The following is a 13,956-nucleotide window of genomic DNA, read 5'->3' on the forward strand; positions in this document are numbered from 1 at the left end:
GTCATCGGGCCCGGAATCGACGTGATTTCGGGCCCGATGACTGGGTAGAAGCGCACTTCCGTGGCGCTACGGGAGCCGGGGCGCGGCGGGCGTGCCCCGGCTTCGGCGTCAGCCGTTGCCGCGGAGCTTGCGCACCACCTTCTTGGCCGTCGGCAGCGCGCTGTTCCAGGTGGTGTACCAGCGCGAGAACGACACGTCGATCGAGCCCACGAGCTCGTCGGTGTGCTTGGCGAAGCTCTTCTTGAAGTCGCTGATGCCGTCGTTGAGCAGGCCGTTCATGTCGTACCGCACCAGGCCCTGCTCGCGGGCGATCTCGATGGTGCGCCAGTAGGTCGGCGCGGTGGCCGTGGCCTTGCGGCCGGCGTCGTTGCCGCCGCCGTACAGCAGGAACGACGTGCTGGCCGAGTTCACGCACCACGCGAAGCACACCGGGACGTCGTCGATGTAGGTGGCCACCAGCACCGACTTGTCGCCGAGCTTGCGGTTGATGTCCAGGTAGTACTCGTCGGAGTGGATGGCGAAGCCGGCGCGCTGGGCGGTCTCCTTGTAGACGTCGAGCACGCGCAGCACCTCCGCGTCCTCCGTGACCCGGCGGATGTCCAGGCCCGCGCGGCCGCCCTTGCGGATCTCGTACCGCGTCGACTTGCGCATGTCCGACATCAGCTCGTCCGCGGGCCGGGTGAGGTCCAGGATCAGCGTGCTCGGGATGAGGATCTGGTTGGGCGCGTAGCGCCGGCCGTTGAGGTCGAGCTGGGTGCCCGCGGGCCAGTCCGGCTCGATGGTGATGCCGACGCCGCCCACGTTCTCGCGCGCCCACTCGACCACGGTGTTGGTCACGGCGTTGCGGGTGGCGGTGTCGCCCACGCCGAACACGGCCTGCGCGGTCTCGCCGTCGTGGTGCGCGACGACGGGGCCGCGCGGCACGTAGGACAGCGCCCGGAACTGGGCGGGCAGCGGCCGCACCAGGAGCTGCGCCAGGCCGACGGTGGAGCCGTCCTCGGTGACGCGCAGGCGGTGCGCGCGCCAGTTCCCGGCCGCCTTGACCTCGCCCCATCCCCACAGCTGGAGGGGGTGGCCGCCGAGGGCGAGCACCTCCCGGTCCCAGGTCGAAGGATCGGTGACGACGTCGACGGCGAGCGTGATTGGCTCCGACAGGGCTGGCATGGGGACGACTCTACTGGGGTCGGCGTGAGGCTTTCACACCGGTTCCTGTGCAGCTTGCGCGAACGCCCGCTCCAGGGGCTGTGCCAGCAGGCCCGTCTGCCACTCGCGCGCGCTCCGGCCCCGCAGGAACTCGGCGATCCCGGCGGCGTCGGCGGTCGTGGGTGGCGTCCAGCACAGGCGCCGCAGCGCGTCGGGCTGCAGCAGGTTCTCCACGGGGATGTTCAGCTCCGCGGACAGCGCCGTGACCAGCTCGCGCGCCGCGGTGAGGCGGCGGGCAGCGACGGCGTCGCGGTCGCCCCAGGTGCGCGGCGGCGGCGGGCCGTCGGAGCGCGGGCCCCGCACGCTCGGCAGCTCCGCGTCCGGCAGGGCGCGCGCCTCGTCGATCGCCTTCTGCCAGTACGCGGCCCGGCGCTTGGTGCCCTTGCCCGCGAACTCGGGCAGCAGGACGAGCTGGCCCGCGGTCTTGGGCATGGCCTTGGCGGCCGCGACGATCGCGCGGTCGGGCAGCACCCGGCCCGGCGAGATGTCGCGCGCCTGCGCGCTCGCGTCCCGCGCCACCCACAGGGCCCGCACGGCGGCGACCTGGCGCGGGTTGCGCAGCACGTGCATGCCCGACGTGCGGCGCCACGGGTCCACCCGGGGCGCCGGCGGGGCGGCCGTGCGCACCGCCTCGAACTCCTGGGCGGCCCACTCCGACTTGCCGGCGGCCTGCAGCCGCTCGGCGAGGCGGTCGCGCAGCTCGACGAGCACCTCGACGTCGAGCGCGGCGTACCGCAGCCAGTCCTCCGGCAGCGGGCGGGTGGACCAGTCCACGGCCGAGTGCTCCTTGGCCAGGCCGAGCCCGAGCACCTCGGCGACGACGGCGGCCAGGCCCACGCGCTCCATGCCGAGCAGCCGCGCCGCGAGCTCGGTGTCGAAGACCCGCGCCGGGTGCAGGCCGTGCGCGGCGAGCCCGGGCAGGTCCTGCGAGGCGGCGTGCAGCACGAACTCGGCGTCGCCCACGGCAGCGCCGAGCGCTGACATGTCCGGCACGCCGACCGGGTCGATCAGTGCCGTGCCCGCACCCTCGCGTCGCACCTGGACCAGGTAGGTCGCCTGGCCGTACCGGTACCCGGAAGCCCGCTCGGCGTCGGCGGCCACGGGCCCGGAGCCCGCGGCGAACGCGTCGACGACCCGTGCGAAGGCCCCTGGTGTCGCCACGACGTCGGGCAGCCCGTCAGCGGGCTCGGTCAGTGGGGTGACGGGTGCCGGCACGGGCGGTGATGTCTCCGCAGGGACTCCTCGCTCCGTGGTGGTCATGGACCTACCGTATGGCGTTGCCTGGATCGGTCGGTAAAACGCCTGGTGAGAGCCGCGACGCCCTCGGGCAGCGGAGGCACCCCGGCGGCCGTCGTCAGCAGCGCCGCCCATGCGCGCAGGTGCGTGCCGAGCCGCGTGCCGACGGGCGTCCAGGACGCCCGGATCTCCAGGTCGACCGCGCCCGGCGTGCCCTCCAGGGCGCCGTAGCTCTGCGACAGCACCCGGGTGACGGTGCCGCCGTCGGCCAGGGTGTCGGTGCCCGGGGTGAGGCCCGCGGTCTCGAGGCACTCGCCCACCCAGGACCAGGCGACGTCGGCCAGCAGGGGGTCGGCGGCCATCTCGGGCTCCAGCGTGGCGCGCACCAGCGTCACCACGCGGAACGTGCCGTGCCACGCCTCCTGGCCCGCCGGGTCGTGCAGGACGACGAAGCGGCCGGTGGCCAGCGGGTCGACGTCGTGGTCGTGGTCGCCGGAGCGGTCCGCCTGCTGCGGTCCCGGCGGCGCGCCGGGCAGCACGTCGCCCGACAGGGCCACGCTGAACGGCGCGACCCGGCGGGGCGCGGGGATCTCGGTGAGGCGCACCTCGGCACGCAGGGCCGCGCTCCGCAGGTCGGCGAGGGCTGCTGCGAAGTCGACGGGTACGCCGCTGGGCGGGCCGCTTGTCACCCGTTCACCGTACGTCGGCCGCGGGGCCGGCAGGCGGAGGCGCGCGGTTGTCGCCGCATCGTGATCTGCGCGGTGGCGAAGTGAGCCAGGGCACTAGGCTGGCAGCGGGTCGCGGCGCGTGCTCGGCGCGCGCCGCTCCGTTTCCACTGCAGAAGGAGCAAGAACGTGTCTGGCACAGCACAGATCGGCGTCACCGGCCTGGCGGTGATGGGTCGCAACCTCGCGCGCAACTTCGCACGTCACGGGTACACGGTGGCCATCCACAACCGTTCGTACGCGAAGACCGAGTCGCTGGTCGCGGAGCACGGTGACGACGGCGACTTCGTCCCGTCCGAGTCGATGGCCGACTTCGTCGCCTCGCTCGAGCGGCCGCGCAAGGTCGTCATCATGGTCAAGGCCGGCGGTCCCACGGACGCCGTCATCGACGAGCTGATCCCCCTCCTCGAGGAGGGCGACATCGTGGTCGACGCCGGCAACGCCCACTTCCCGGACACGATCCGGCGCGAGGCGGCCCTCAAGGAGCACGGCCTGCACTTCGTCGGCACCGGCGTGTCCGGCGGCGAGGAGGGCGCGCTGAACGGCCCGTCCATCATGCCGGGCGGCACGCGCGAGTCCTACGCCTCGCTCGGGCCCATCCTGGAGGACATCTCCGCGAAGGTGGACGGCACCCCGTGCTGCACCTACGTGGGCTCCGACGGCGCCGGGCACTTCGTCAAGATGGTGCACAACGGCATCGAGTACGCCGACATGCAGCTCATCGCCGAGGCGTACGACCTGCTGCGCCAGGGCCTGGGTGCCTCGGCCGCGGAGATCGGCGAGATCTTCGCGCAGTGGAACACGGGCGACCTGGAGTCGTTCCTCATCGAGATCACCGCGGACGTGCTCCAGCACGTCGACGCGGCCACGGGCAAGGCCTTCGTCGACATCGTGCTGGACCAGGCCGAGCAGAAGGGCACCGGCCGCTGGACGGTGCAGAACGGCCTGGACCTGGGCGTGCCCATCACCGGTATCGCCGAGGCCACGTTTGCCCGCGCGCTGTCCGGCTCCGTGCCGCAGCGCGAGGCCGGCCGGGCCAGCCTGCCCGCCCACGTGCAGGCGTGGGAGGTCAAGGACCGCGACGCGTTCGTCGAGGACGTGCGCCAGGCCCTGTACGCCTCCAAGGTCGTCGCCTACTCGCAGGGCTTCGACCAGATCGCCGCTGCCGCCGCCGAGTTCGGCTGGGACATCGACCGGGGCGCCATGGCCCGCATCTGGCGCGGCGGCTGCATCATCCGCGCCCGGTTCCTGAACCGGATCACCGAGGCCTACGAGCGCACGGCGGACCTGCCGCTGCTGCTCGCCGACCCGTACTTCACCGACGCCGTCGCGAGCGGCCTGCCCGCCTGGCGCCGCGTCGTGGCCGGTGCGGCCCAGAACGGCGTGCCCACGCCCGCGTTCTCCTCGTCGCTGGCGTACTACGACGGCGTCCGCGCCGAGCGGCTCCCCGCCGCCCTGGTGCAGGCGCAGCGCGACTTCTTCGGCGCCCACACCTACAAGCGGGTCGACCGCGAGGGCACGTTCCACACCGAGTGGTCCGGCGACCGCACGGAGGCCGAGGCGTGAGGGGTTTCCCCGCGGAGCAGGGGCAGGTAGGCGGAGGGGAGCAGGCCGCTCCCGAGATGCTGGTGGTGGGGATCGGCGGCGACGTCGGGATGTACGCCCTGGTGCGCGCGTTCCACGAGCAGTACCGCACGCACGCCGTCGTGCTGTCCAAGGTCGCCACGCGCGCCATGCAGGACTCGGCGATCGCCGAGAACGTGGTGGTGCCCGGCCTGGACGAGGTGGACGTGTTCCTCTCCACGCTGGAGGGCATCGCGCAGCAGCACCGGGACAAGACGCTCGTGCTGCTCACCAACGCCGACTGGCACGTGCGCACGGTCATCCTGAACCGGGAGCGGCTGGAGGCGGCGGGCTACGTGCTGCCGTACCCGTCGCTCCCGGTGCTGGAGCAGGTCAGCAGCAAGGAGGGCTTCGCCCAGGTCTGCGACCAGCTCGGCATCCCGACGCCGCGCACCGTGCCGGTCGACGTCGCCAAGCTGGTCGCCGAGGGCGGCCGCGCCGCCGTCCCGGCGCTCGCGGTGGACCTGCAGTACCCGGTGGTCGGCAAGCCGTCCAACAGCGCCGAGTGGTACTACGTGGACTTCCCCGGCAAGGCGAAGATCCACCACATCGACTCCCGCGAGGAGCTCGACGTGATCCTGGGCCACCTGGCGGACGCCAACTACCCGGGCACGTTCCTGGTGCAGGAGTTCATCCCGGGCGACGAGACGCAGATGCGGTCCCTGACCGCCTACCGCGACACGTCGGGCGAGGTGACGCTCCTGGCCACGGGCCGGGTGCTGCTCGAGGAGCACACGCCGGGCACGCTCGGCATCCCGGCGGCGATCCTGGTGGAGCCGTACGACGACGCCATGGACGCGGCCACGAGGTTCCTCGACCTGACGGGCTACGTGGGGTTCGCGAACTTCGACTACAAGCTGGACCCGCGCACGGGCAAGCACGTGTACTTCGAGGTGAACCCCCGCATCGGGCGGAACAACTACTACGTGACCGCGGGCGGGGCCAACGTGGCCCGCGTGCTGGTCGAGGACTGGGTGCTGCACCGCCCGATCCGCGCCGTGCGCGCGGTGCGCGAGGTGCTGTACACCGTGGTGCCGTTCGGCCTGCTGTCCAGGTACGTGCTGGACCCCGAGCTGAAGTCGCGGCTCAAGGCGCTCAAGGCGAGCGGCGACGTGGTCAACCCGCTGAAGTACGACGCCGACTCCGGCCTCAAGCGCCGGCTCATCGTCGAGGCGATCACGCAGAACTACCGCCGCAAGTACGCCCAGTACTACCCGGAGCCGACCGCGACGGGCTACTGAGCCGCACCACCGTGTCAGACGCTCAGGTCCCTCCGGGGACCTGAGCGTCTGACATGTTCGAAGCTTTTCTCACCCATGGGTACTTCTGCCCAGATTTAAGCCTTGCGTACCGATTGACTGATCGGGACACTATGTGCGCACTTGCTGGAGATTTCCGGTAAGAACCGTGAGAGAGGCTTTTTCCTGATGTCGTTCATCGAGTCCATCCGGACCGTGCTGTCGAAGTACGCCACGTTCAGCGGCCGTGCCCGGCGCTCCGAGTTCTGGTGGTACTACCTGGCCGTGGCCATCGTCGAGGGCGTGCTCTACTTCGCGCTCATCGTGCCGGGCCTCACGGCCTACACGACGGCCACCATGGAGTACGCCATGGCCGGCGACCCCGCCGCGCCGATCCCCGCGATGCCGGGCTCCCTGACTACGGGCTACCTCGTGCTCTCGCTGGTCACGCTCGCGCTGCTGCTGCCGACGCTCGCCGTCATCGTGCGCCGCCTGCACGACACCGGCAAGCCGGGCGCCCTGGCGTTCCTGCTCCTGATCCCGGTCGTCAACTTCATCCTGGTCATCGTGTGGGGCGCCTCCGCCGGCACGCCGGGCCCGAACCAGTTCGGACCGGACCCCAAGGCCGTCGACGCCGCCGCAGCGGTCTGACTCACATGACGCTCGTCGACTCCGTCCGGACCTGCCTGCGCAAGTACGGCGTCTTCACCGGCCGGGCCCGGGCCGCCGAGTACTGGCTCTTCTACCTCGGGCTCGCGATCGTGCACGCCGTGATCTTCGTGGCGCTCCTGCTCCCGGCCCTGATCATGATGGACCCGGTCACGCAGGAGCCGGGCGTGCTCGGGTCGATCGGCTCGACGCTCGTCGCGATCGTCGGGCTCGGGGCGTTCGTCCCGCTGGTCGCTGCGGGCGTCCGGCGCCTGCACGACACCGGGAAGTCCGGCTGGTTCTACCTGCTGTGCCTCGTCCCGGTCTTCGGCGGCATCATCATCATCGTGCTGCTGGCCCTGCCGGGTGAGCCCGGACCCAACCGGTTCGGTCCCGACCCCAGGGCGGTGCCGCAGCCGGTCACGGTCTGACCTAGTCTGAACCGCATGACCAGCCCCCGCCCCGTCCTCGTCGTCGGGGCCAGCGGATACGTCGGCAGCCGGGTCGCACGCGGCCTGGCTGCCGACGGGGCCACCGTGCTCGCCGCCGCGCGGCACCCGCTGCCGGACGCCGGCGAAGGCGTCGTGCCCGTCGGCTACGAGCGGGCCGCCGCCCTGCCCGACGCCGTCCGCGACGTCTGCGCGCGCGACGGCCTGCCGCTGCCCGGCGCCGTCGTGGCGTCGATCGGCGGCTGGCACAAGGGCGCCGCCCTGCTCGACGAGGACCCGGACCGGTGGACGGCGACGCTGGCCTCCCACCTCACCGCGCACCTCGACGTCGCCCGCGCTCTCGCCCCGCTGCTGGAGCCGGGCGACCCCTACGTGGTGCTCAACGGCGCCGCGTCCCGCGAGGCCATGGCCGGGTCCGGCGCGATCTGCGTCACCGGGGCCGGGCTCGCGATGCTGGTCCAGGTGCTGCGCCTGGAGGCGCAGGAGGCGGCGCCCGGTGCCGTCCGGTTCCACGAGCTGGTGATCGACCACGCCGTCGCGGGCGACGACCGCAACGCCGACCCGGCCCAGACCCGGACGACGGCGCAGGTGGTCACGGCCCTGCGCGGGGTGCTCGACGACGCCGCCGCGCCCGCCGTCACGCACGTGTGACGTTGCTCTCGTGGCACGCCCGGTGACCCCGGGCGCCGGTAATCTTTGGCTTCGTGACAGCCCCCGCCGACACCCAGACCGCCCGGACCACCGAGGCCGCCCGCACCACCCAGGCAGCCCTCAGCGCCGTCCGGCCGCAGGTCCCCGTCGACCGGCTCGTCACCGACCTCGTACCGCCGCGGCACTTCGCCGCGGCCCGCTTCGCGACCTACCGCGCCAACCCCGCGCACCCCAGCCAGGGCCGCGCGCTGACCCGGCTGCAGGAGATCGCCCAGCAGATCGTCGCTCCCCGGCGCGGCCTGTTCGCCCGCCGGCAGCCGGCTCCCGCCGTCTACCTGGACGGCGGCTTCGGCGTCGGCAAGACGCACCTGCTGACCTCGCTGGCGCACGCCGTCGGCGAGGCCCTCGGCCCGGACAAGGCCGCGTACGGCACGTTCGTCGAGTACACCAACCTGGTCGGCGCCCTCGGGTTCCTGCCGACCGTCGAGGCGCTGGCCGCCAAGAAGCTGGTCTGCATCGACGAGTTCGAGCTCGACGACGCCGGCGACACGACGCTCATGTCCCGCCTCATGCGCGAGCTGGCCGACCGCGGCGTCGCCCTGGCCGCGACGTCGAACACGCTGCCCGGCGCCCTGGGCGAGGGCCGGTTCGCCGCCCAGGACTTCGCGCGGGAGATCAAGGCGCTGTCCGACCGCTTCGAGACCCTGCGGGTCGACGGCGAGGACTACCGCCACCGCGACGTCGTCACCGACCCCGAGCCGCTGAGCACCGCGGAGGTCGCGGCCGCCGCGGCCCGCCCGGGCGCCACCCTCGACGCGTTCGACGACCTGCTGGAGCACCTCGCCACGGTGCACCCCAGCCGGTACGGCGCGCTGCTGGACGGCGTGTCCGTGGTCGCCCTGACCGGCGTGCACCCCGTCACCGCGCAGGCGGTCGCGCTGCGCCTCGTGGTGCTCGTGGACCGGCTGTACGACCGCGACGTGCCCGTGCTGCTCGCCGGCTCCGGCGACACCCGCGGGCTGTTCACCGAGGAGATGCTCGCCGGCGGGTACCGCAAGAAGTACTACCGCGCGCTGTCCCGGCTGGGTGCGCTGGCCGAGGAGGGGCGCCGGCTCGTCCCGAGCCCGAACTGAGACCCGCCCGGCTCACGTCGCCGCGAGCCGCGCCTTCTCCGCCGCCACGTCGAAGTCGGCGGGCGGCCAGCCCAGGTCGAGCGACCGCAGGGCGCCGGCCAGCAGCTCCGTGACGGCCAGGCGCGAGTACCACTTGCGGTCCGCCGGCACCACGTACCAGGGCGCTACGTCGGTGGACGTGCGGTCCAGCATCTCCTGGTAGGCCGCCAGGTACTCCGGCAGCTTGAGGCGCACGTCGATGTCGCTCGGGTTGTACTTCCAGTGCTTGTCCGGCCGGTCGAGCCGCTTGGCCAGGCGCTTCTTCTGCTCGTCGGGCGAGACCATGAGGGCCACCTTGACGATCTCGGTACCCGAGCTCGCCACCTCGGCCTCGAACTCGTTGAGCTCGGTGTAGTGCTTGCGCCAGGTCTTGACCGGCTCCAGCCGGTCCACCCGCACCACCAGCACCTGCTCGTGGTGCGACCGGTCGTAGACGCCGAGGTAGCCGGGCCGCGGCAGGGCGTTGCGGATGCGCCACAGGTAGCCGCGCTCGCGCTCCTCCTGCGTGGGCACGCCGAACCCGGTGTGCATCACGCCCTGCGGGTCCACCATGCCCACCACGTGCCGCACGATCCCGCCCTTGCCCGACGTGTCCAGGCCCTGCAGCACGAGCAGCACGGACCGGTCGCCGCCGCTGCGGCCGTGCGCGAAGAGGCGCTCCTGCAGGTCCGCGAGCTCGTCGCCGCGGTCGGTCAGCAGCTTCTCGCCGTCCGCCCGCGTGCCGGCCCAGCCGGGCGTGCCGGCCGGGTCCAGGGCGGTCAGGTCGGTGCCCCGCACCCACCGCAGCGCCTCGTCGGCCGGGGTCGTCCAGCGGCCCGCCTTCCGTGCCGGATCCTTCGCCATCGGACGCCTCCTCGAGCCCGACCGGCCGACGCCGGTCACCGAACCTCAGAATCCCAGGTCAGACCTCCGCGCGCAGCACGGCGGTCATCCGCGGCGGCACGGTCAGCGTGTCGCCCACCAGGCGGGTCGCGCCGGGCTCCCACGCCGCCGCCAGCCGGAAGGCCCCCGGCAGCGGGGCCCGGCTGGCGCCCTCGGCGGGCCGCAGCAGGCTGCCGAGCCGCAGGGCGGCCAGGCCGTGGCCCGTGTTCAGCACGAACGCCAGGCTGCCCCGCAGCACCGCGATGACCGACCGGTCGGCGGTGGACCGGATCTCCAGCGGGAGGTCCAGCTCGTCGGTGATGGCGTGCCGGATGCCGATCAGGTCGTGCGCCCAGCGCACCAGGCGCTGCTCGTTGGCGCTGCGCGGCACCACCGGCACGTGCACGGTGTCCAGCACCAGCGGGTTGCCCGCGAGCAGGACGACCGCGAGCACGCTGGCCCGGATGTCGACGTCGTCCACGCCCAGCAGGGCCGTGGCGGGGCTCTCCTCGCCCGCCCACGGCACGGTGAGCTGGGCGGCGGGCAGCCGGGTGATGTCCTCCACCACGCTGGCGCCGGCCCGGACGCGGTTGCGCCGTCCGCCGTTCTGGCGGGTGGCGCGGCGCACGGAGGGGTGCACCAGGTCGGCGAGCATCTGCAGGGCCTGGATGTCCTCGGTCTTGCCGGGGCCGGACAGGATGCGCAGCAGGATCGAGGTGAGGCGGTCGCTGCGGCCGGGGCCGTCGACGAGCAGGCTGAACCGGCGGTCGAGCTGCTCGCCCAGGCCGACGACGTAGTCGGCGAGCTCGCCGAGGAACGGCGTGGGGGAGCGGTCCACGAGCGCGTCGACGTCGAGCACGAGGCCGTCCACGTGGTACTCGCGCAGCCAGTGCCGCGCGTCGTCCACGAGGAAGTCCCGGGGCCCGCGGCTGCCGCTGCCGTCGAGGTTGATGCGGTCGCCCACGTAGTCGGTGCGCACCGTCGGCGAGGACGGCACCTTGCCGGCCCGGGTGCCGATCGTGGGCACCTGGCCGGTGCGGAGCTGGATGGGGCCGGTGCGGGGCCGGTCCAGCGGCACCTGGCCGGTCCGCGGGCGCATGGCCTGCAGCGCGTGCTCGCCCGCGTCGCCGAAGTCGGGCCGCTGCACGCGCGGCCGGCCGCCGCCGCCCGTCAGGTACGGGCCGTAGGCCTCCAGGCCGAGCTCGTCGGCCACGGCCCAGCGGTACGGGATGTCCAGCACGACGGCGAGCCGCTCGGCGTGCGCGGCGTCGACGAACCGCTGCAGGGCGCGCGGGCCGCCGTACGGCTCGTGCACGGAGTAGAGACGGACGCCGCGGGCCGGGCCGCGCGCCGGGTCGAAGGCCGCGACCGGCGCGAGCTCGACGCCGTCCACGCCGAGCCCGGCGATGGTGGGCAGCAGCTCCGCGGCGGCGTCCAGGGTGCCCTCGGGCGTGAACGTCTCGATGTCCACGTGCATGAGCACGCTCGTGGACAGCTCGGGCGGCGACCAGGAGCCGTCGGTCCACTCGAAGGCGGGGTCGAACACCCGGGTGGGCCCGTGGATGCCCTGCGGCAGCCACACGCTGCGCGGGTCGGGCAGCAGCGGGCCGCCGTCCACGGAGTACCCGTAGTCGGTGCCGTGCCCGAGCACGCTGTCGGCGCCCCAGTACCCGGGCTCGCCCGCGCCCACGAGGCGCAGCGGCATGTGCTCCGGCTCCTCGTACGGGTCGTACGGCACGAGCACCTCGATGATGCGGGCGCGCGGGGCCCACACCACCGGTCTGGGCCCGGGAACAGGCATGTCAGGGCCCGGTCGGGGCGGTGGGGTGCTGCCTCCGGTTCCACTCCTCGGTCCGGTCACGGCCGACAGCCTAGCCCGGTGTTCCGGATGGGCGAGTCAGTACGACCACGCTGCGAGCAGTCACGGACAGACCCGTGCCGGCCTGGAGCGTCGTCCCCGGCTCCGCGCTGCCGTCCGTGTCCAGGACCACGGTCCAGGACGACCCGTAGCCGGCGGGCGGCAGGGTGAAGCCCAGGTCCTCGTGATGGGCGTTGAGCAGCAGCAGGAAGGAGTCGTCGACCACCGCCTCGCCGCGCCGCCCGGTCTCCGTGATCGCGTCGCCGTTGAGGAACACGGTCACGGTGCGGGCGTAGGACTGGTGCCAGTCCGTGTCGTCCATCCGCGCGCCCGTCAGGTCCAGCCACTCGATGTCCGCCGGGCCGCCCGCGGCCCCCGGGGAGACCTTGCCGTCGAAGAACCGCCGACGGTGCAGGATCGGGTGCTCGCGGCGCAGGCGGACCGCCTGCCGGGCGAAGTCCAGGAGCGCGGCGTGCTCGGCGTCCAGCCCGTCCGGGCCGCCCCAGTCCACCCAGGAGAGCTCGTTGTCCTGGCAGTAGGCGTTGTTGTTGCCCTGCTGGGTGCGCCCGAGCTCGTCGCCGTGCGCGATCATCGGCACGCCCTGGCTCAGCATGAGGGTCACCAGCAGGTTGCGGCGCTGGCGGGCGCGCAGCTCGGCCACCTCGGCGTCGTCGGTGGGGCCCTCGGCGCCGCAGTTCCAGGACCGGTTGTGGTTCTCGCCGTCCTGGTTGTCCTCGCCGTTCGCCTCGTTGTGCTTGTCGTTGTACGAGGTCAGGTCGGCGAGCGTGAAACCGTCGTGCGCCGTGACGAAGTTGATGGACGCGCTGGGCATGCGGCCGCTGTGCTCGTACAGGTCGCTGGACCCGGTCAGGCGGGAGGCGAACTCCGGCAGCGTGGCCGGCTCGCCGCGCCAGAAGTCGCGCACCGTGTCGCGATAGCGACCGTTCCACTCCGTCCACAGCGGCGGGAACCCGCCCACCTGGTAGCCGCCGTCGCCCAGGTCCCACGGCTCGGCGATCAGCTTGACCTGGGAGATCACCGGGTCCTGGTGCACGATGTCGAAGAAGGCGCTCAGCCGGTCGACCTCGTGGAACTGCCGGGCCAGCGTGGCCGCCAGGTCGAAGCGGAACCCGTCGACGTGCATCTCCTCGACCCAGTACCGCAGCGAGTCCATGATGAGCTGCAGCACCGCGGGGGAGCGCATGAGCAGCGAGTTGCCCGTGCCTGTGGTGTCGAAGTAGTGCGCCTCGTCGGCGTCGACCAGCCGGTAGTAGGCGGCGTTGTCGATGCCGCGGAAGCCCAGGGTCGGGCCCAGGTGGTTGCCCTCGGCGGTGTGGTTGTAGACGACGTCGAGCAGCACCTCGATGCCGGCCTCGTGCATCGCCTTGACCATGGCCTTGAACTCCATGACCTGCTGGCCGCGGCGGCCGTAGCCCGCGTACCCGTTGTGCGGGGCGAAGAACCCGATCGTGTTGTAGCCCCAGTAGTTGCTCAGCCCCTTGGCGGCCAGCGACGGGTCGGTGACGAACTGGTGCACGGGCATCAGCTCGATCGCGGTGACGCCCAGGCTCGTCAGGTGCTCGATGATCGCGGGGTGGGCCAGCCCGGCGTAGGTGCCGCGCAGCTCCTCGGGCACGTCCGGGTGGCGCATGGTCAGGCCCTTGACGTGCGCCTCGTAGATCACGGTCTCGTGGTACGGCGTGTCCGGCGGGCGGTCGTGGCCCCAGTCGAAGAACGGGTTGACCACCACGGAGACCATCGTGTGGCCCAGGGAGTCGGCGCCGTCGGGCGTGGTGCCGGTCGTGGCCTGCTCGACGTCCGAGAACGGGTAGGAGAACAGCGACGGATCGTTGTCCAGGTCGCCGTCCACGGCCTTGGCGTACGGGTCCAGCAGCAGCTTGGCCGGGTTGCAGCGGTGGCCCGACGCCGGGTCGTAGGGCCCGTGCACCCGGTACCCGTACCGCGTCCCGGGGCCGACGCCGGGCAGGTAGACGTGCCAGACGTGCGCGTCGGTCTCGGTGACCTCGATGCGGGTCTCGGAGTCGTCGTCCGCCAGGAGGCACAGCTCGACCCGCTGTGCGACGGACGAGTAGAGCGCGAAGTTTGTCCCCGTGCCGTCGAAGGTCGCGCCGAGGGGGTACGGGCGGCCGGGCCAGGTTTGCATCGGACGATCATGACACCCCTGCGGGGTAGGCGGGGGGAGATGTCGTGGTGGGCGTGCCGTGGTCGTGGAGGCTTTGGCCAGAATTCAAAATACTGTGCCAAGCGGATGTGCGAACCGGCCGATCCCTG

At 72.8% G+C, this 13,956-nt stretch carries 12 protein-coding genes; 6 read left to right on the forward strand and 6 right to left on the reverse strand.

Features of this window, described 5'->3' with window-relative positions:
* Window positions 1-108 precede the first annotated feature (108 nt).
* Genes ACFU5G_RS15900 through ACFU5G_RS15910 form a run of 3 tightly spaced genes read right to left on the reverse strand, consistent with a single transcriptional unit; the run spans window position 109 to window position 3,128 of the window.
* Complete coding sequence (locus ACFU5G_RS15900; protein ID WP_377246394.1) at window positions 109-1,164, reverse strand: lipid II:glycine glycyltransferase FemX; 1,056 nt, start codon at window positions 1,162-1,164, stop codon at window positions 109-111.
* 33 nt (window positions 1,165-1,197) lie between these two features.
* A complete protein-coding gene (locus ACFU5G_RS15905) occupies window positions 1,198-2,463 on the reverse strand; it encodes an HRDC domain-containing protein (protein ID WP_377246397.1) in 1,266 nt (421 codons plus the stop codon).
* On the reverse strand, window positions 2,460-3,128 hold the full coding sequence (locus tag ACFU5G_RS15910) for a DUF3000 domain-containing protein (protein ID WP_377246400.1): 669 nt from the start codon (window positions 3,126-3,128) through the stop codon (window positions 2,460-2,462). Before ACFU5G_RS15910 ends, ACFU5G_RS15905 begins: the two co-directional genes overlap by 4 nt.
* A gap of 165 nt (window positions 3,129-3,293) precedes the next feature.
* Between ACFU5G_RS15910 and gndA the strand changes: the two genes are divergently transcribed.
* The 6 genes from gndA to zapE all read left to right on the forward strand — a co-directional run bounded on the left by gndA (window position 3,294) and on the right by zapE (window position 8,906).
* Window positions 3,294-4,730 (forward strand): NADP-dependent phosphogluconate dehydrogenase, encoded by a 1,437-nt coding sequence (gene gndA, locus ACFU5G_RS15915; protein ID WP_377246403.1) that lies wholly within the window; start codon window positions 3,294-3,296, stop codon window positions 4,728-4,730.
* A complete protein-coding gene (locus tag ACFU5G_RS15920; protein ID WP_377246406.1) occupies window positions 4,727-6,028 on the forward strand; it encodes a carboxylate--amine ligase in 1,302 nt (433 codons plus the stop codon). Before gndA ends, ACFU5G_RS15920 begins: the two co-directional genes overlap by 4 nt.
* 186 nt (window positions 6,029-6,214) lie before the next feature.
* Window positions 6,215-6,676 carry a DUF805 domain-containing protein gene (locus ACFU5G_RS15925; RefSeq protein ID WP_377246409.1) on the forward strand — a complete coding sequence of 154 codons (462 nt, stop codon included), beginning with the start codon at window positions 6,215-6,217 and terminating at the stop codon, window positions 6,674-6,676.
* 5 nt (window positions 6,677-6,681) lie between these two features.
* The gene (locus ACFU5G_RS15930; protein WP_377246412.1) at window positions 6,682-7,104 is read left to right on the forward strand and encodes a DUF805 domain-containing protein; all 423 of its coding nucleotides are present in this window, start codon (window positions 6,682-6,684) and stop codon (window positions 7,102-7,104) included.
* Between the two features lie 15 nt (window positions 7,105-7,119).
* Window positions 7,120-7,773: an SDR family oxidoreductase gene (locus tag ACFU5G_RS15935; protein ID WP_377246415.1), complete on the forward strand. Its 654-nt coding sequence runs from the start codon at window positions 7,120-7,122 to the stop codon at window positions 7,771-7,773.
* Window positions 7,774-7,826: 53 nt separating this feature from the next.
* On the forward strand, window positions 7,827-8,906 hold the full coding sequence (zapE, locus tag ACFU5G_RS15940; RefSeq protein WP_377246418.1) for a cell division protein ZapE: 1,080 nt from the start codon (window positions 7,827-7,829) through the stop codon (window positions 8,904-8,906).
* Between the two features lie 12 nt (window positions 8,907-8,918).
* Here the strand turns inward: zapE and ACFU5G_RS15945 are convergent, their stop codons facing one another.
* The 3 genes from ACFU5G_RS15945 to glgX form a co-directional block, all read right to left on the reverse strand.
* On the reverse strand, window positions 8,919-9,788 hold the full coding sequence (locus ACFU5G_RS15945) for a PPK2 family polyphosphate kinase (protein WP_377246421.1): 870 nt from the start codon (window positions 9,786-9,788) through the stop codon (window positions 8,919-8,921).
* 58 nt (window positions 9,789-9,846) lie between these two features.
* Window positions 9,847-11,607 carry a hypothetical protein gene (locus ACFU5G_RS15950; RefSeq protein WP_377246424.1) on the reverse strand — a complete coding sequence of 587 codons (1,761 nt, stop codon included), beginning with the start codon at window positions 11,605-11,607 and terminating at the stop codon, window positions 9,847-9,849.
* Window positions 11,608-11,677: 70 nt separating this feature from the next.
* Window positions 11,678-13,828 carry a glycogen debranching protein GlgX gene (gene glgX / locus ACFU5G_RS15955; protein WP_377246427.1) on the reverse strand — a complete coding sequence of 717 codons (2,151 nt, stop codon included), beginning with the start codon at window positions 13,826-13,828 and terminating at the stop codon, window positions 11,678-11,680.
* Window positions 13,829-13,956 lie beyond the last annotated feature (128 nt).

This window comes from Promicromonospora sp. NPDC057488 (genome assembly GCF_042802395.1).
Taxonomy (GTDB): Bacteria; Actinomycetota; Actinomycetes; order Actinomycetales; family Cellulomonadaceae; genus Promicromonospora.

Coding starts and splice junctions, on each gene's coding strand:
- ACFU5G_RS15900 (WP_377246394.1), bottom strand. CDS start 1,164: ATGCCAGCCCTGTCGGAGCCAATCACGCTCGCCGTCGACGTCGTCACC.
- ACFU5G_RS15905 (WP_377246397.1), bottom strand. CDS start 2,463: ATGACCACCACGGAGCGAGGAGTCCCTGCGGAGACATCACCGCCCGTG.
- ACFU5G_RS15925 (WP_377246409.1), top strand. CDS start 6,215: ATGTCGTTCATCGAGTCCATCCGGACCGTGCTGTCGAAGTACGCCACG.
- ACFU5G_RS15930 (WP_377246412.1), top strand. CDS start 6,682: ATGACGCTCGTCGACTCCGTCCGGACCTGCCTGCGCAAGTACGGCGTC.
- ACFU5G_RS15935 (WP_377246415.1), top strand. CDS start 7,120: ATGACCAGCCCCCGCCCCGTCCTCGTCGTCGGGGCCAGCGGATACGTC.
- ACFU5G_RS15945 (WP_377246421.1), bottom strand. CDS start 9,788: ATGGCGAAGGATCCGGCACGGAAGGCGGGCCGCTGGACGACCCCGGCC.
- ACFU5G_RS15950 (WP_377246424.1), bottom strand. CDS start 11,607: ATGCCTGTTCCCGGGCCCAGACCGGTGGTGTGGGCCCCGCGCGCCCGC.
- glgX (WP_377246427.1), bottom strand. CDS start 13,828: ATGCAAACCTGGCCCGGCCGCCCGTACCCCCTCGGCGCGACCTTCGAC.